A 16,418-nucleotide genomic window follows, 5' to 3' on the forward strand; every position below is an offset into this window, starting at 1 on the left:
ATCTATTGTCTTATGCTTGCAGCAGCCATATACGCCCTGCATGCGAACAAGCGCCGCCCCTATAGCTGCAGCAAGGGGCGGCACCTGGTTCACCTAGTTATACAAATGGTAATCCCGCTTGCGCAGTGCGAATCCGGCGCTCTCCTCCCGGAAGCGCTCCAGCAGTGCCCCGACATCAGTGCCTTCCTCCCGGTACAGAGCGTCCCCGCACAGTAAGTCAATGAACGGCCTGCCATTCTCCCGGAACGGAGGCAAGTACTGGAACTCCTTCTCGAATAGTCTTCGAACCGTATACAGCAGCTGCACCCCCGTCTCCACAGGCCGGACAGCCCGCTCATCCATCACATGCACATAGACGCCGCCGCACAGCTCACCGGCATTCTTGGAAGCCGTCGGCTTGAAGTAGACCGGGCGAAAATGTACGCCGGACAGTCCCTTGGCATTCATCTCCTTGGCCAGCCGCTCCGGCTCGACGAACGGCGCGCCGATGATCTCGAACGGAGCCGTCGTCCCCCTGCCCTCGGACATATTCGTTCCTTCGAACAAGCAAGTGCCGGGGTAGAGCAAGGCGGAATGGAAGCGCGGAATGCCCATGGAAGGAGGAATCCAGACGCGGCCCGTGTCCGGGTGCAGCATGGATCGCTCCCACCCTTGGCAGCGAATGACATGCAGCTCCGCTCCCCAGCCCATCTCTTCGTTGGCCATGACCGCAATCTCCCCTGCCGTCAAGCCGTAACGCACCGCGAGCGAATAATTGCCGACGAAGGAGCGGAAGCCTTCCTTCAGCACATTGCCTTCCACCGTCACGCCATCCAGCGGATTGCAGCGGTCCAGCACGACGAACGGCTTGCCGCTTGCCGCGCAGTCCTCAAGCGCGTACAGCATCGTATAAATAAAGGTATAGTACCTTGTGCCGACATCCGCGATATCGTAGACGACGATGTCCACTTCATCCAGCATTTCCTTCGTCAACCGCTTGGAATCTTTCCGGTATAAGCTGTGTACAGTCGCGCCTGTGGCGGGGTCCCTGTATGCACCCACAAGCGCGCCCGCTTCCTGATCGCCCCTTACGCCATGCTCCGGGGAGAACAGCGCCGTGAGTTGAAATTGCTCGTGCAAAATATCGATCGTAGAACGAAAGTCGGCGGCAAGGCCTGTCGGGGACGTAATGAGCCCGAGCCGCTTGCCGCGCAACAATCGCGAATATTCCTTTATGTTGTCTATGCCGTTTCGAATCATACGTTCATCCCCACCCTGCTGTTCAACTTGCCGTCCGCTCCAGCGAGCAGCTTAAGCGGGCAGCGCCCGCTCAACCGCCCCAACCTTTTGCGACGCTCATTCGTCTCACTTGCCATCTACAGCTCCGACTGGCGAAGCCGCTTGCTCTCCTCCGGAATCATGAACGTCTCGGCGTACTCCTTACGCGCTTCAAGGCCGCGCACCCGCGCCAGAGACTTATAATAGTCCATATAATTGAACGATTTGCTGCCTGTCACGAACCAGTGCGTCGATAACGCCTTGATCCATAGGTCGAACGCTTCCTGGTCGAAATCCACATACACATAAGGTATATAGTCAACGGCATCCTCCCAATTCTCCCCGTAGTATAGCTTGGGAGTGAAGTGAGCGGGAAGCTCTCTCTCCATCGCGCGCAAGCCGGCGAAAAATCTGGCATCATTCACAATTCGGTGCGTCGTCGCATGATCCTTGTGCATACTGTTGCGATGATGGGTAATAATAATCGTCGGCTTCACCTCGCGTATCACATCGCATACGCGAAGGCGTATCGCCTCATCGTCGGGAACTTGTCCGTCCGGAATCTCGAATACACGGGCCTCGCCGCCCAGCATCGACGCGAAAGTATGCGCCTCACGCACCTTCTGCTCCCGGTAATCCGCCACATCCTGCCCTTCGGGAACCCCGCGCTCTCCTGCCGTTAGCGCCAAGGTGACGATGCGGTCCCCTTTCAAATAATGACTGGCCATAACCCCGCCGGCCACCAGCTCCATATCGCCTACATGGGCGCCGATGCCCAATATCGTGATCGGTTCACGCTGACTCATGATCCAAGCTCCCTTCTCATTACCGCAAATTCCTTCACTGTCTCAAATCCCGCCTTCTCATAAATGCCGATGGCCGGATTCGTGCTGCCCGTATACAGAGACATGTAATCCGCTCCGATGTCGCGGAACGCTTCGCACAGCCGGAAGAACAACAACGAGCCCAGTCCGCGGCCCTCGTGCTCCTGCATAACGCCGATTCCGGTAAAATACCCCCTGCCGCTCTCGCTCCGAATAAGCGGCCCTGCGAATCCGACAGCCCGCCCAGCATGAGCGGCCACCAGAAACGGTACTCCGCCGGCAACGCTATCGGCAATATCTTTGCTCCATAGCGGATTGCCAAGTGCAGCCAGCATCTCTTCCACGCCGCTATGGCATTCCGGATCGTATAAGGCTACCGAGTAACCCGCCTCCCCGGCCCGTTCCTCCTTGGCAGGCACGCTGTCAGGAATCTCGTAGCTATCAAGCCGCATATACATCGCGTGCTCGATCGCTCGCTCCGCATAGCCGACGCTGCCCAAAAATTTATGAAGCTCGCTGCCGGCAGGTACGCCGGGCGCGTTATTATGCTCATGCCCCGGCGTATTCGGTACATACCAAGGCAACTGCATAGGATTGAAGAACAGCACCTCAGCCTGGGATTTGCCCAACGACCGGAACCGTCCTTCCAAAGCCGTCAGCAGCGCCGCATAGACATCATCCCGGTTCACAACTCCCTCGCCAACAGTTAGGCAAGTGATGTATCCCGCCACATCGCCATAAGGCAGATCGCTGCCCGTACAACCGCAGCCGAAGCCTTGAGGAACGCCATCCTCCAGCCATAGGAAGGTCGATTCCTTATCGAAATAGTGATTGTGCCAAATTATAGAGCCGAGGCTTTCCTCCGTCATCTCCTTATAGCTGTCCTTCACCATCTCAGCGTTCCATAACGCGATGACTTCGGGCATGTAATGATCTTGCCACGTAATAAGCATGGCTCGCCTCCTAACCTTTCACCGCGCCGACGGTTACCCCTTCCAGGAAGTAGCGCTGCAAGCTGAAGAAGAGGATGAACATCGGCAGGGCGGATATAGTCGCACCGGCCATCATCGGAGCGAAATACGTCGTATTCGCGAAGCGGAAATTTTTCAGTCCGACCTGGATCGTCTGCATATCCATCGTATTGGTGACAAGGAACGGCCAGAAGAACGTATTCCATGTCTCCATGAACGTCAGAATCGCCATAACTGCCATGACCGTCTTCGACAGCGGCATAATAATGCGGAACAGAATCTGAAGCTGGTTGCATCCTTCCACTTTGGCGCTTTCCAGAATTTCCTTCGGAATCGTGCTCATGAACTGCTTCGCAAGGAAGATGTTATAGACGGTTACCAGCGATGGCATAATCAGCGCGCCGTACGTATTCTGAATTTCGAATATATTGACGATTAGAATATACAGAGGCACCTGCGTCACCTGATAAGGAATCATCATCGCACAGAGCAGCACGGCGAAGAGCACGTTGCGGCCTTTGAAATTGATTTTCGAGAAAGCGTATCCCGCCATCGTGGCGAACAAGACATTGGACACCATCACGCAAGTGGCTACTAATAATGAATTCCACAGCCAGCGATAGGAATATTCGCTATACTCGAAGAAGAACTTGTAGGATTCCAAAGAGAACTTGCCGGGCCATAACGAATAGCTGACCGCCCCCGCCTCCACGGGATCGCCGAACGACGAGATGACCATGAAATAGATCGGGAACAAAGTCGCGAGCGCGAACAGCAGAAGGAGGACGATAATGATCGTATTGCGCACATATCTGGCTGTTCGGTTACCTAAGTGATTGTTGTATAAAGCCAAGTCCCATTCCCCCTTCTACCTCAATATTCCACGTCTTTGCCGAGAAATTTGAACTGAATAAATGCGATAATACCGATAATAAGCGCCAAAATAAGCGATTGCGCCGCTGCCGTGCCGAACTCGAAGTATTTGAACGCCGTATCGAAAATAAGCAAGCCAACCATCGTCGTGGAATGATTCGGACCGCCGCCCGTCATCAGATACGCATTCTGGAATACTTGGAAGGAGCCGATCACTCCCGTCACAAGCAGGAACAGCGTCGTCGGCTTCAGGCATGGAATGACGATATGCCACATCTTCTGCAGGAAGCTCGCTCCGTCGATCTCCGCCGCTTCATAATAGCTCTCGTCGATACCCAGCAGAGCCGCGACATAGATAATAATGCTGGTGCCGTGGCTGGACAGCCATGACATGAGCACGAGCGAGAACATCGAAGTGGAGCTGGAGCCGAGCCAGTTCTGGTTCTCGATGCCGAACCACCCGATGACTTCGTTCAGTATGCCCGCCGGCATCGGATCGTAAATCCACAGCCATACGACGGACAATGCTACGCCGGAGGCGACAGCCGGCAAATAATAAATCGCCTTGAACGTCGTCTGCAGCCACTTCTTCAGCGGCATGATCATAATCGCTACGCCGAATGACAGTATCAATGCCACAGGTACGGTCAGTATCGTATAGATGACCGTATTCCATACCGCCTTGCCGAACAGCTCGCTGTGGAATATGGATGCATAATTGTCCAGGCCGACATACGTCGAACCGAGCGGACTGTATTGCTGAAAGCTGATGATGAATGCGCTCACAACCGGGTACGCCGTGAACATGGCGTATACGACCAGCGCGACGGCTATAAAGGCATACGCCCATGCTCCGTCTCCTCTGTTCAATCGTCCTTTGCTTCTTGTTGCTGCTCGAGCCATAAGCGGGACTCTCCCTCCTGTAACCGCCGCGCCTTGCGCATAGACTGTTATACCGCCGATGCCGGCAGTCAGACACTCGCTTTACTTCGCGGTCAGTATTGCATTTGCTTGCAAAGATGAAGAAAGGATAGCCGCCTTCGCATGGGGCGGCTATCCACACTCCTGTCTTACTTCACTACCCCGTCTTCGCCGAATGCCTCGATCGCGGCTTTCTTCACCGCATCATACATTTCCTCCGGCGTAATTTCGTTCGCCAGCAGCGCTTGCAGCTTCGGAACGACGACTTCATTTTCAATTTTAATCGCTTTGGCGCCAAGATCAACCGGAATGTCCGGACGGGCTGGTGCCGCATGCTTCAGCATCGCTTCAACAGCAGCCACGTTGGCAGGGTTGCGGTTCGTCTCCATGCTCTCTGCCGCCTTGCGTCCGCTATCTGTAATATGAGCCGCGAACAGATCATTATTCGTAGTAGCCGCCACTTCGCCGCTTGCCAGGAAGTATGCTGCTTTCACGATGTTGGCTTTATGCTCTTCGGTAGGCTCCTTCTTGCCGCGGAACGCTACATAACCGTCGACGACCGCATGGTATGCTGGCGGCGAGCCTGCGAAGGATGGCGTAGGAAGCACGATATAGTCCACTTTAATGCTGTCTTTGACAGCGCTGCCATCGTTGGCATCGATCTTCGCATTGTTCTTGTTCGCGGAATTCTCGAATACGGCCAAGCCTTTGCCCGTAATCATCGTCTGTCCTGTCAGGAACATGTTCCAGCGCTTGCCGGCATCCACAGAGCTCAGCTCTTTCGGCATGGAGCCGTCGTCGATCATTTGCCTAATCCCTTTCAGCACTTCCAGGTAATTCGGATGCGTGTAAGCATATTTCAGATCGTCCGTGAACGGAGAAGGCATGCCTCCGCCCTTGACCATAATACCCAGATAGTCCTTGGACGCTACGCCCGCAGTTGCGAATACGAAGCCGTAACGGGAGTAGTCGTCGCCATTCTTCACGACGCCCTTCTTGATCTCTTCACGGAACTGCTCGTAAGTCCAGCCTTCCTGCTGCACCTTCTGCCAGTCGATGCCGGCATCCTCCAGGAACTGCTTGTTGCCGCCCAGCGCATGAACTTCCATATAGGCCGGGAAGCCGTACAGGCCGTCGCCTTTCTTCATATAATTCAATGGAGCCTCATCGAAGTCTTCCGCCATCTCCGGCGTGACGAGATCCTTAATGTCCAGCACCATGCCCATCTGAGCGTACTTGGAGATGCCCTCCGAGTTGATGAATGCAATGTCCGGCGGGCTGCCCGCGTTCACTTGCGTATCCAGCTTCTGCGTCATGTCCTCCCAGCTGGCTGGTTCAATCTTAAGCGTCAGATGAGGATACAGCTTGTTGAAGTCCTCTTCCATCTTCTTAAAATTCTCTTGGTAAGTCGGAGACACAGGAGGCAGCAGCGCTGTAATGGTATCTTTCTTCGGCGCCTCCGTCTGCTTGTCGTCACCCGGCTTGCTGGTATTCGTGCCTGTGGAGTTCGTTGGCTCAGGGTTATTATTGCCGCCGCCGGAGCATGCGGTCACTGCTCCCGATAACAGCATAAGAGCCATCATTGATGCCGCAAATCTTGTTTTTCTGTTCATTTTTCAAGATCCTCCCTTTGAACTAATACTATATACAGTCTGCCCCGAAATTTAAATAACTTTGGTGCAGACCCGTATAGCCTCCTTCAGGTTGCCGTCCGTCTGTGCCAGAACCTGCTTCGCTTCCGAAGCGTTAAGACCGGACTTGATCATCATAATCGCCAGCTTGCAATCCATGGAGGATTGCTTCAGATAGCTCGCTGCCGTCTCTTCATCCGCGCCCGTTGCCGTCTTGATGATGCGCAGGGACCGATCGAACAGCTTCTTGTTGCTTGCCTTCAAATCAACCATCAAGTTATTGTAGGTCTTGCCCAGCTTCACCATCGTGCAAGTCGTCAGCATGTTCAGCACCAGCTTCTGCGCCGTCCCTGCCTTCAATCTGGTGGAGCCTGCTATGACCTCCGGGCCGACGACCGGCGCGATGCATATATCGCACGCTTCTTCCAGCCGCGAGCCTTTATTGTTGACCACTCCGATCGCCACAGCTCCTAGTTCCTTCGCTCTCTTCAATCCTTCGATGACGAAGGCGGCGCTGCCGCTGGCGGAAATGCCGACTACCGCATCCTTGTCTGTTACGCCGATGGAATCAATCAGATTCCTTCCGGCTTCACCGTCATCCTCGCAGCCTTCCACAGCTGTTCGCAACGCTTGATCGCCCCCGGCAATATGTCCCTGGACGAGCGAAGGCTCCGTGCCGAAGGTCGGCGGACACTCCGATGCGTCAAGCACGCCAAGCCGCCCGGAAGTTCCCGCTCCGATGTAGTACATACGCCCTCCGCTCGACAGCACCTTGTGAAGCGCTTCCACAGCTTGCGCAATACGAGGCGTCTCGGCGGCTACGGCGACCGGCACTTTGGCATCCTCAGCGTTAAGCAGCGTCAGCATTTCCTCCGTCGTGCATTCGTCAATCATACTCGTATTAGGGTTGATTCCCTCCGTCGTAAGGCTTGCCAGGTAGTCATTCATCGTTATTCCCCTAACCTGATCATGTATAGGACCGGCCGGCCCAGCTGATCAATTGTTTCTACTTGTGAAGCACAGTTCTATCTTAAAACGTTTCCATCAAATTCGTCAATACATTTTGAAATATTTTTTTATGTTGGAGCAAACTATTGGTTTTTTATATCGAAAAATCGCACAATTCGACAGCACGCCAAATAGCGGCTCGAATAACCGCTCAAGCCTCTTTGCGTCTGTCTTTCAGCACCTCGGAGGTCGCGTTGCGCCGACACTTAATTGGGCGTGCACGCACCTTTTCGACGCTCCAATGTATGCCGCCTACACCAATTCTGCTCGTTCGCACCATTTCGGTGCTCCAATGTATGCCACCTACACTATTTCGCCTCGCACGAACCATTTTAGTGCTCCAGTGTATGCCACCTACACTATTTCGCCTCGCACGCACCTTTTCGACGCTCCAATGTATGCCACCTACACCAATTCCGCTCGCATGCAACATTTCGGCGCTCCAATGTATGCCGCCTACACTAATTCTGCTCGCACGCACCATTTCGACGCTCCAATGTATGCCGCCTACACCAATTCCGCTCGCATGCAACATTTCAGCGCTCCAGTGTATGCCACCTACACTAATTCTGCTCGTTCGCACCATTTTAGTGCTCCAATGTATGCCACCTACACTATTTCGCCTCGCACGAACCATTTCGGCGCTCCAGTGTATGCCACCTACACTATTTCGCCTCGCACGCACCATTTTAGTGCTCCAATGTATGCCACCTACACTATTTCGCCTCGCACGCACCATTTTAGTGCTCCAATGTATGCCACCTACACTAATTCTGCTCGTTCGCATCTTTTCGGCGCTCCAATGTATGCCACCTACACTAATTCTGCTCGTTCGCATCTTTTCGGCGCTCCAATGTATGCCACCTACACTAATTCTGCTCGCACGCACCTTTTCGACGCTCCAATGTATGCCACCTACACTAATTCTGCATGCACGCACCTTTTCGACGCTCCAATGTATGCCACCTACACTATTTCGCCTCGCACGCAACATTTCGACACTCCAATGTATGCCACCTACACTAATTCTGCTCGCACGCACCATTTCGACGCTCCGTTGTATGCCACATACACTATTTCGCCTCGCACGCACCATTTCGACACTCCGGCGGTAAGCGCACAAGAAGCTGCAAAGGCCCGTTCTGACCTTCGCAGCTCCTCCAAAACCAACAAGTTTAAAAATTGTCCGAAGCAATGCCTCTATATTGCACAGGCAAACCGCTCTTATACAAATGCGCAGTTTCACCAACCGCGACACAGCGAGGCATCGCCCATTGCTCCGAACTCCGATCCATGACCACGGTCGTCACAGAGCTCGGGGCAAGCCAGAAGCCCGACCATGCGATGGATACCGGAATGTTCAGCAGATGAGCGAGCCAGGTTACGCCTAGACCGCCGTGACAGTAAACGGCAATCCTCTCTTTGTTGGGGCGCTCGCAAGCATAGACGGCACCTTCCCGTCTATAGCCATGCTGCTCCAGCAAACGGTCCGAGCCTTGCCGAATTTCCTCTATTCGCTCATTCAACTGCGGCTGATGGACCGTGAAGCAAGGATGCTCTCCCCATGTATCGTGAGAAGGAAGTGCCGGTTGATTCATAATGATCTCTCCAGGCACATTAAACGGACTGACTTTGCCGACTCCTTCGATATGCTGGTACATCCCCGTAATTTCCTCCGCCCAGTCCAATAGCCGATATGTCTTGCCGCAGCGCTCGGCTGTGTACTCCATCGTATGCACAGCTCTGCCCAGCGGCGAGCTGTATATGGCATCCAGCTTCTGAGCAGCCATCCATGCCGCCAACGCTTCGGCCTCGCGGTGTCCAGCCTCCGTGATCGTACCGTTCTCGTAGTCTGGATCCGCGTGGCGAATAATATATAAGATCACTGGTTATCTACCTCCACCATCCGGTACATGAATGTACTCTGTGAACATAAGCATTCTGTATAGCATGACGACCGATTGTGCGCGGCTTGCCGAATCCCCCGGCTTGAACAATTCCGGCGTTACCCCGGTCAAAATGCCGTATTCTACCAGGCGGGCAATATCCGCTTCCGCCCATTGGCTGATTTCATTCCGGTCGCGGAAGCGCTCAAGCGATGGCGACGAATCCGCTTGGGCAGCTGTGCGCTCTATCAATTGCAAAGCGCGGGACAACATGGCAGCGGCTTGCTCCCGTGTCACTATATCATCGGGTCGGAAGGTCCCGTCATCAAAGCCCGTGACGAGTCCGGCGGAGACCGCGGCGCCAACTTCGCCGATGTACCAATCGGATGAGTCTACATCCGTGAATGCCATTCGGCCGGATTGATCAGCTATGCCTAACGAACGAACCAGCAGGGCAGTGAACTGCGCTCTCGTCACCTGATCATCAGGGGCAAACCGTTTGTCAGACACCCCATTCACAACCAACTTCGAAGCCAGCGCCTCCACTTCCTCCCTCGCCCAATGATCTTGCAGATCGGCAAACGTTTTGTCGAAGACTGCAATGGCATAGACGCCGTCCGCATGATGACGCATCGTCACAATCGCACTCTCTCCCTTCCAATCAAAGATGGAAGGAACGAATCGGAGTTGGCCGGTCTCCGAATCATAGGCAACCGCAGTCCAGGACACCCCGTCCGCTTCACTGTCCATTGCGAATGAGCTGGACGGCAACCCGAAATGGCGAAGCTCTGTCCTTCTACCCGCAAGCTCTGCGAAGAGCTTGAATTCAACCGCGCCGCTGAGCAACCGACCGCCTTCCGCATGAACCTTGTCAGCCAGTTCCTTCAGGAACGGCTCATCCATCTGAGAAATAACCAATGTCACCTTCGCGTCATCAGTACCGGTACCCGGCCGCCCATCAGGGAACGCATCCGCAATGAGCCGAAGCGGAAGCTCATAACCGCCATTATTCCACTGTATGGAGAGATGGGCACCGGACCATAATCCCCGGTCGGCTGCAAGCAATGCTTCCACGTCCAGCTCCAGTTCCGTGACGGATGCATCTTCCTTGATCTGCAGATGCAATGGCATCCGCTCATTCCGCTCGGCTAGTGTCTCCAAGGCGTTCACAAGCTTGGTCGAGTCAAGCGACAGCTTCACCTTGGATTGCCCCTCTGCGGTCACATTACTCACAACAATATAGTCACGCTCGTCTAACAAGTGATCCGTGTCTTCTCCGTCCTGACTGCCACCCTCGATTGGCGGAACCCATCCGCCTCCACCTGTGTTTTTCACAACGGAGAAGCTGCTTGTCGCTACGTCCACCCCTTTGCCGGCAACGACTTGGTAGTCGCCAAGCGGAGCGTCAGCGGGCAATGTGAACGCAACAAGGAATTCCCCTTGTTCATCCACCGTGTCCATGTCATACAATAAAACGGCACGATTCGGTCCAATCACTTTCACAATAACTTCATCGAATGAAGACGACCCTGTAATGCGGACCGCCTCACTTCTATGCTTTTCCCCGATATTATGAAGAACGACTTGCCCGGATTCCGCCAAGACTGCCGTCGGCACCGTCATGATCAGCAACAGAAGGGCTATCATCGTAGCGCTGATTCGAAGCTTCACTCGTCTACACCCCTTTCACTTCTGCCTGGAATGATTACTGCAGGACGATCGGATCAGCCAGGTTGTTGCCGACGTCCATCAGGCTGTTGCCGTAGCTGTCCACCACATACACCTTTACTCTGTACCCTGCTCCCACTGCATTGAAGTGCGCCGTCAACCGCTCGGCTGTGCGAATATCCTTCTCCATCGCAATAATGCCGGCAGGCACATCCCCGTTCAACAATTGGAACACGACTACCTCTGTCCCTTCCTGCAGCATAGCCGCACCGGAATGAGGCTGTACGGTTACGGAGGCCGCAATCCCGCCTTCTCTGCTCAATGCGCCGTCCATCAACAGAAACTCTGCTCCTCCCTCATACGACGGCAGAAGCTCTGCATCCTTCAGTTGCTGCAGCGCATATTTCCCCCAAGGCAATTGGCCTGATACGGTCGAGTTAATCGCCACTTGGAAGGAAGACGTCCACGTTCCTTCTGAGGATGGCGCCGAGACGGATAGCGTATAGCTTCCCGGCCCGAGATCGAAATAGTAGGAAAGCCTGTCCGGCAGCACATTTCCATAGTCATCCGTTGCATCCGTCAATTCGAACCGCCCAAGGGCCGTAGAGCCCCAGCCAGCACCATAATCAGCCGTATGCTCGACACTGCCGTCACTGCTTCGAATCGTAACCGATACGGATTCCTTGTCGGCTCCGTTCAATACAATCTCCCCGAACGCATGCACGGCGGGCATACTTCTCCCCTTCTCGAATACCAACAACGCTTCTTGCAACGCTACACCGGCCGCATCAAGCATATCCCTGGTCGATTGATTGTTCTCCGCGACCAGCACCGCTTGAGAAATCGCTTCCCGGAATACCGCTTTGGAGCCCGGAGTATACTGCCCGTCTTCCGTTCCTTCCACAGCTTCAAGATGAAGCTGCTTGGCCTCGGCAATTGCCGTCTCCAACTCCTGTCGCGGCTCCAAGAACGTAACGAACAGCACTTCCCTCGTTTCCTTACCGCCACTCTCGACCTCGACAATCACTCGATTCAAGCCATGCATCAGCGTGAACGGGACAGCGAAATGCCCTGAAGCATCAGCCGTGCCGAGCAATTGATCGTTCACCTTGATCATCGCCTTCGGCTCCGTCTGCCCTTGAACCGTGATTGAGCCTTCCGAGACGATACCGTTATCCGCCGGATAATGAACCGTCAGGTTCGGTCCCTTATACTTCTCAATCAACACATCGTCCAGAACTCTGCCAGTCGCTCCGGATGGCCCTTCGAAGCCCAGCACTCGCGCCATCGTAGGCGCCACATCGATAATCGATACAGGCTGGTCGTAGATGATGCCATTATTAACCGCTTCGCCGGAAATCATCGTAAATACACGCTGTGCGCGTTCATCCAGCGAATCGTGCTGTCCCCGAACCGTTCTCACCTGAGAAGGATCACCCGTTTTAAAGTTGTATGGCGCTTTTGGAGATATTAATACATCCGCAAAGTGAGCCGGCGCTCCGCGCCTCATCAGCTCTTCCTTCAACAGATGAGTCCCGTAATACTCCTTCTTCTGCACCTCTTCAATGATTCTCTGCTTCACCTCGTTCTCAAGCGGAATCAAATATTTGATTTGCGCCTGCAAGCCAACGGAAGTAACCACGATTTCCGTGTCCGGTTGGGCGCCTTCCCCTTCCTTATACAAGGATTCCACCTTGAACTGACTTCCCCTCGTCTCCGTTCCAATCTCTGCAATCGTCCCCAGCAGATCGGGCAAGCTGGAGGTTGCAGGCGGAACCGGCTCTTGCGCATCCGCGGAATCGGCGCCATACATGATCATCCCGTGATCTGTCGTCAGGAAAATTGTCGTCTTGTCGTAAATGCCCCTGTCCTTCAATGCTTGCACGAGACGTCCCAGATCCGCATCCATTCGGCTTACGGTTCTTGCCATCGCATCATTATGCTCCGGGATGGATGGAGACACCACTTCATCATCGCGCGTATCATGCTCGTTGTGTCCGACACTGTCAATGTCGTCGCCATAAATAGCCAGGAAGCGCGGCACATCCGGCATCGTCATCGTCTTGCCGCCGGATACAAACGATTCGCCCATAATGACCTTGATCATCTCGTCCACACGCTCGGTAAAGCCGCTAACGCCTCCGCCTTCGATATAGGGCTGCTGCTCATTGCCGGCGAATGCTCCCCGCTCCTGGAAGTACCAGGCATTGACTGCGGCAAGGCGAATTCCCCGCTTAACGGCGGCCTCCGCAATATTCTCCAATTGATTGTCTCTGCCGTACTGGATCACCGCATTCTTCTCCTCATCGAAGTAACGGTAGCTGTTCCCCGTATCAACGGGCCAAGCGCCGGATACGATGGCCTGCTGCATCGGCCCCGTTATCGAAGGAATGCCTGTCCGGGCATGCGTGAACAATACGCCCTCTTGCATTAACGCATTCAAATTCGGTGTCCCTTGATGTCCGTCCGCATTGGCCAACTCATACCAATGGTAGGAGAAGCCGTCCCAATTCACATACAGCACATAATTATTGCTTACTTCGGACAACATCAAATTGTTTCCTTGAGTATGAAGAGGTGCTGGCACATTCAGTAGATAGGCAATCGTGGGGGCAAGATCGACAATGCTCGTCTCACCGGCAACTACGCCTACCTTGTCCAATTCAGTCACCTTCGGCCCCGCAATAACACCAAACATTTTTTGGGCGGATGACTCCAGTGAATCCGGACGCGACACCCCGACGCTTGCCGGATTGAAGCCATAGCCATCCTCTGGCACGACAAGAAGATCGGCGAACAACGGATGTACGCCCATGGCGTCCAGCTCATGCCGCTCCAGCACGTCTTTCACGTAAGGCTGGCTTTCGATTAACGCAACCAATCCGCCGACTTGCTCCGGCAATAACTGATTGAAGCGCAGCTGCATGTACTTCGCCTCATAATTTTTAATGGAGACCAAAGCGTGATCCCCTGAGGCATCGCCTCCGCTCACTTCTTTCACCGTATATCCGGCATCATTCAATACGGCATATAGCGTGGATTGCTTTTTCGCTTCCGTAAGCGCTACTCCGCTGTGCGAGCTCAGCACATAGGTCGTTTGCCCCGGCGCGCCGTACTGATTGACCGCGTCCATCAGCTTGCCAAGCTGAATGTCTAATCCCTCCACAATGTGAAGCAGATCTTGCATATAGACTTCTTTGTCTGATACGACACTGCTTCGGTTCAGCATGTACAGATCATTGGAATATAAGTTGATATAATCCGGCTGTCCATAGTTGGACAATTGATAGACAGCTTCCGCAACCGTTGCCTCGAATTGATTGGGAGTAGAAATATACGTATAAGAGTCCGCTTGCTCCTGCGCTACCGATTGTTCATTGATCACAAGAGCCGTCCTGACGTTTTGTATCGATTCCGTCAATGTCTGGGCATTGTTCACGGTGCTGTTCAATCCCAGAACGCTGCTGCCGTCGAAATATTTATACGTATTGCCCGTTGTCATAGGGTATGCGCCCGTCATCGCGGAATACCGGGCACTTTCCACTGAAGGCAGCGTCGTATGATGATTGGACAAGAGCATGCCCGTATTCACCAATTGATCCAGATGAGGCGTAGGAATCAGATTTTGCTTGGCCAAGCTGTACAGCTCGCTGTAGAATCCATCCCATGTAATATGGATGACCTTATCGTAGCTCCCCGCTTCGGCATGAATGACAGCAGGACCGCCGATACTGCCCATCACGATCGAAAGCATCAACATTATGTGAATAATCCGCTTCTTTATCGCTGACATCTTATTCATTCCTCCCGATAGACATAGATCGTTTTCCGGCTGAATTTCTCCCGGCTCTTCGCCTGGATGACGAATCGGTTCATTCCCGGCAATAGATCCGCCGTCAATACGAATTCTCCCTTGGCGTCTGCCTGTCCAGCCAGCTTGCCGTTGACCTTCAACTCCGCTTCCGCCTCGGTCATGCCGGCGAATACAACGGTATCTCCCGCGTCCAAATGCTCTTCCAGCCGCTTCACTTGAAGCTTAGGCCCTCTGAGCGAACTTCTCATAACTCCGTCCAAGGCCGTCCCTACCGCGTCTCCAGGCCCTTCGAAGCCTAGCAATCTTGCAATCGTAGGGGCAATATCCACAATAGATACCGGACTGTCGTAGAGTATGCCCGGCAGGATGTCCGCACCGGAGAACATGGTGAAAATATGCCTTACCTGCTCGTGAAGAGAATCATGATTGCCTTCTACCATTCTCGTCTCGCTGCCCGGCCTGAAGTGGTATGGCGGGCATGCGGAAATAAGCAGATCGGCATATCCCGCCGCCACACCCCTCATGATAAGCTCATCGTTCATCAAGTGCTTTCCGTAATACGTTTTCCCCTTCAGCTGCGACAGCATATCATCCACCGCTTCAGAAGGAATCGGACACCTGAAGCTGATCTGCGCCTGAACCGCCACAGGAACGACAACGATCTCGGTATCCTCCTTCGCCTGCATGCCTCCCTGAGCAAGAACTTCAACGTTGTAGCTTCTTCCAAGCCAGCGCTGGCCGCATTGCGCAATCGTATCCGCCAGATCATGCAAGCTTGTTAGTCCTCCAGGCCCGACATACCCATCCGGATCGCGTGACTCCAATCCGTAATGGATCATGCCGTGATCTGTCGTAAGTATGATCGTCGTGGTCTCAAGCAGTCCCTGTTGGCGCAATGCCGCAACAAGCCTTCCGAGATCCGCATCCATCCGCATGATCGTCTCTGCGATATTGTCGTACCACTGCTGGCGTGTTCTTGCCGGACTCAGCCCGGCATAGGTCGTCTTGAAATTATGTCCGACGGAATCAATATCGTCGGCGTATACCGACAATAGCCGGGGCAGCTCTTCGAACACGATGCTCTTATCCCCGGTTTCGACCGGCTCGCCATTAATGATCTTGATCATTTCATCAATCCGGACGCTGAAGTTGCTCGGCAGCTTCTTGATATAAGGCCGGCTTGTGTCCCCTTCCGCCGTCCCCCTGTTCTCGAAGTACCATGCGTTCACGGAAGCTACCGTTATATCGTGGCGATGAGCCGCTTCCACTATGTTCTCCAGACGGTTATCCCTTGCGTACTGAATGACGCTGTTCTGCTCTTTGCTGTAGTATTTGTAATGATTGCCCGTATCGACAGGCCAGGCGCCGGAGACGATGCATTGCTGCATCGCTCCTGTAATCGAGGGCACCCCTGTCCCGGATTTTGTGCATAACGCTCCGTTATCTATCAGGGCATTCAAATGCGGTGTGCCGCTATATTGATCGTTAACCATTTTGTACCATGTATAAGCGAACCCGTCCCAATTGATATAGATTACGTGACGGCTCTCCCGATTACTGCTCAT

The 16,418-nt window shown here is 53.9% G+C and carries 11 protein-coding genes; all 11 read right to left on the bottom strand.

Annotated features, from left to right (window positions below):
• Nucleotides 1-93 precede the first annotated feature (93 nt).
• Nucleotides 94-1,239: an exo-beta-N-acetylmuramidase NamZ family protein gene (locus tag M6D81_RS07745; protein WP_262676280.1), complete on the bottom strand. Its 1,146-nt coding sequence runs from the start codon at nt 1,237-1,239 to the stop codon at nt 94-96.
• Nucleotides 1,240-1,355: 116 nt separating this feature from the next.
• Nucleotides 1,356-2,063 carry a PIG-L deacetylase family protein gene (locus M6D81_RS07750; protein ID WP_262676281.1) on the bottom strand — a complete coding sequence of 236 codons (708 nt, stop codon included), beginning with the start codon at nt 2,061-2,063 and terminating at the stop codon, nt 1,356-1,358.
• The gene (locus M6D81_RS07755; protein ID WP_262676282.1) at nt 2,060-3,034 is read right to left on the bottom strand and encodes a GNAT family N-acetyltransferase; all 975 of its coding nucleotides are present in this window, start codon (nt 3,032-3,034) and stop codon (nt 2,060-2,062) included. The genes M6D81_RS07750 and M6D81_RS07755 overlap by 4 nt, the downstream gene beginning before the upstream one ends.
• Before the next feature lie 10 nt (nt 3,035-3,044).
• Nucleotides 3,045-3,905, bottom strand: a complete 861-nt coding sequence (locus M6D81_RS07760; RefSeq protein WP_262676283.1) for a carbohydrate ABC transporter permease — start codon at nt 3,903-3,905, stop codon at nt 3,045-3,047.
• A gap of 20 nt (nt 3,906-3,925) precedes the next feature.
• Entirely contained in the window at nt 3,926-4,828 is a 903-nt protein-coding gene (locus M6D81_RS07765) for a carbohydrate ABC transporter permease (protein WP_262676284.1), read from the bottom strand.
• Between the two features lie 167 nt (nt 4,829-4,995).
• On the bottom strand, nt 4,996-6,459 hold the full coding sequence (locus M6D81_RS07770; protein ID WP_262676285.1) for an ABC transporter substrate-binding protein: 1,464 nt from the start codon (nt 6,457-6,459) through the stop codon (nt 4,996-4,998).
• Nucleotides 6,460-6,510: 51 nt separating this feature from the next.
• Nucleotides 6,511-7,425, bottom strand: coding sequence for an N-acetylmuramic acid 6-phosphate etherase (gene murQ / locus M6D81_RS07775; RefSeq protein ID WP_262676286.1), 915 nt, complete (start codon nt 7,423-7,425; stop codon nt 6,511-6,513).
• A gap of 1,235 nt (nt 7,426-8,660) precedes the next feature.
• On the bottom strand, nt 8,661-9,371 hold the full coding sequence (locus M6D81_RS07780; protein ID WP_262676287.1) for a histidine phosphatase family protein: 711 nt from the start codon (nt 9,369-9,371) through the stop codon (nt 8,661-8,663).
• Nucleotides 9,372-9,374: 3 nt separating this feature from the next.
• Nucleotides 9,375-11,042: an S-layer homology domain-containing protein gene (locus M6D81_RS07785; protein WP_262676288.1), complete on the bottom strand. Its 1,668-nt coding sequence runs from the start codon at nt 11,040-11,042 to the stop codon at nt 9,375-9,377.
• A gap of 34 nt (nt 11,043-11,076) precedes the next feature.
• Nucleotides 11,077-14,832 (bottom strand): alkaline phosphatase family protein, encoded by a 3,756-nt coding sequence (locus M6D81_RS07790; RefSeq protein ID WP_262676289.1) that lies wholly within the window; start codon nt 14,830-14,832, stop codon nt 11,077-11,079.
• 5 nt (nt 14,833-14,837) lie between these two features.
• Nucleotides 14,838-16,418, bottom strand: a complete 1,581-nt coding sequence (locus M6D81_RS07795; protein WP_262676290.1) for an alkaline phosphatase family protein — start codon at nt 16,416-16,418, stop codon at nt 14,838-14,840.

Origin of the sequence: Paenibacillus sp. J5C2022 (assembly GCF_025567625.1) — a bacterium.
Taxonomy (GTDB): domain Bacteria; phylum Bacillota; class Bacilli; order Paenibacillales; family Paenibacillaceae; genus Pristimantibacillus.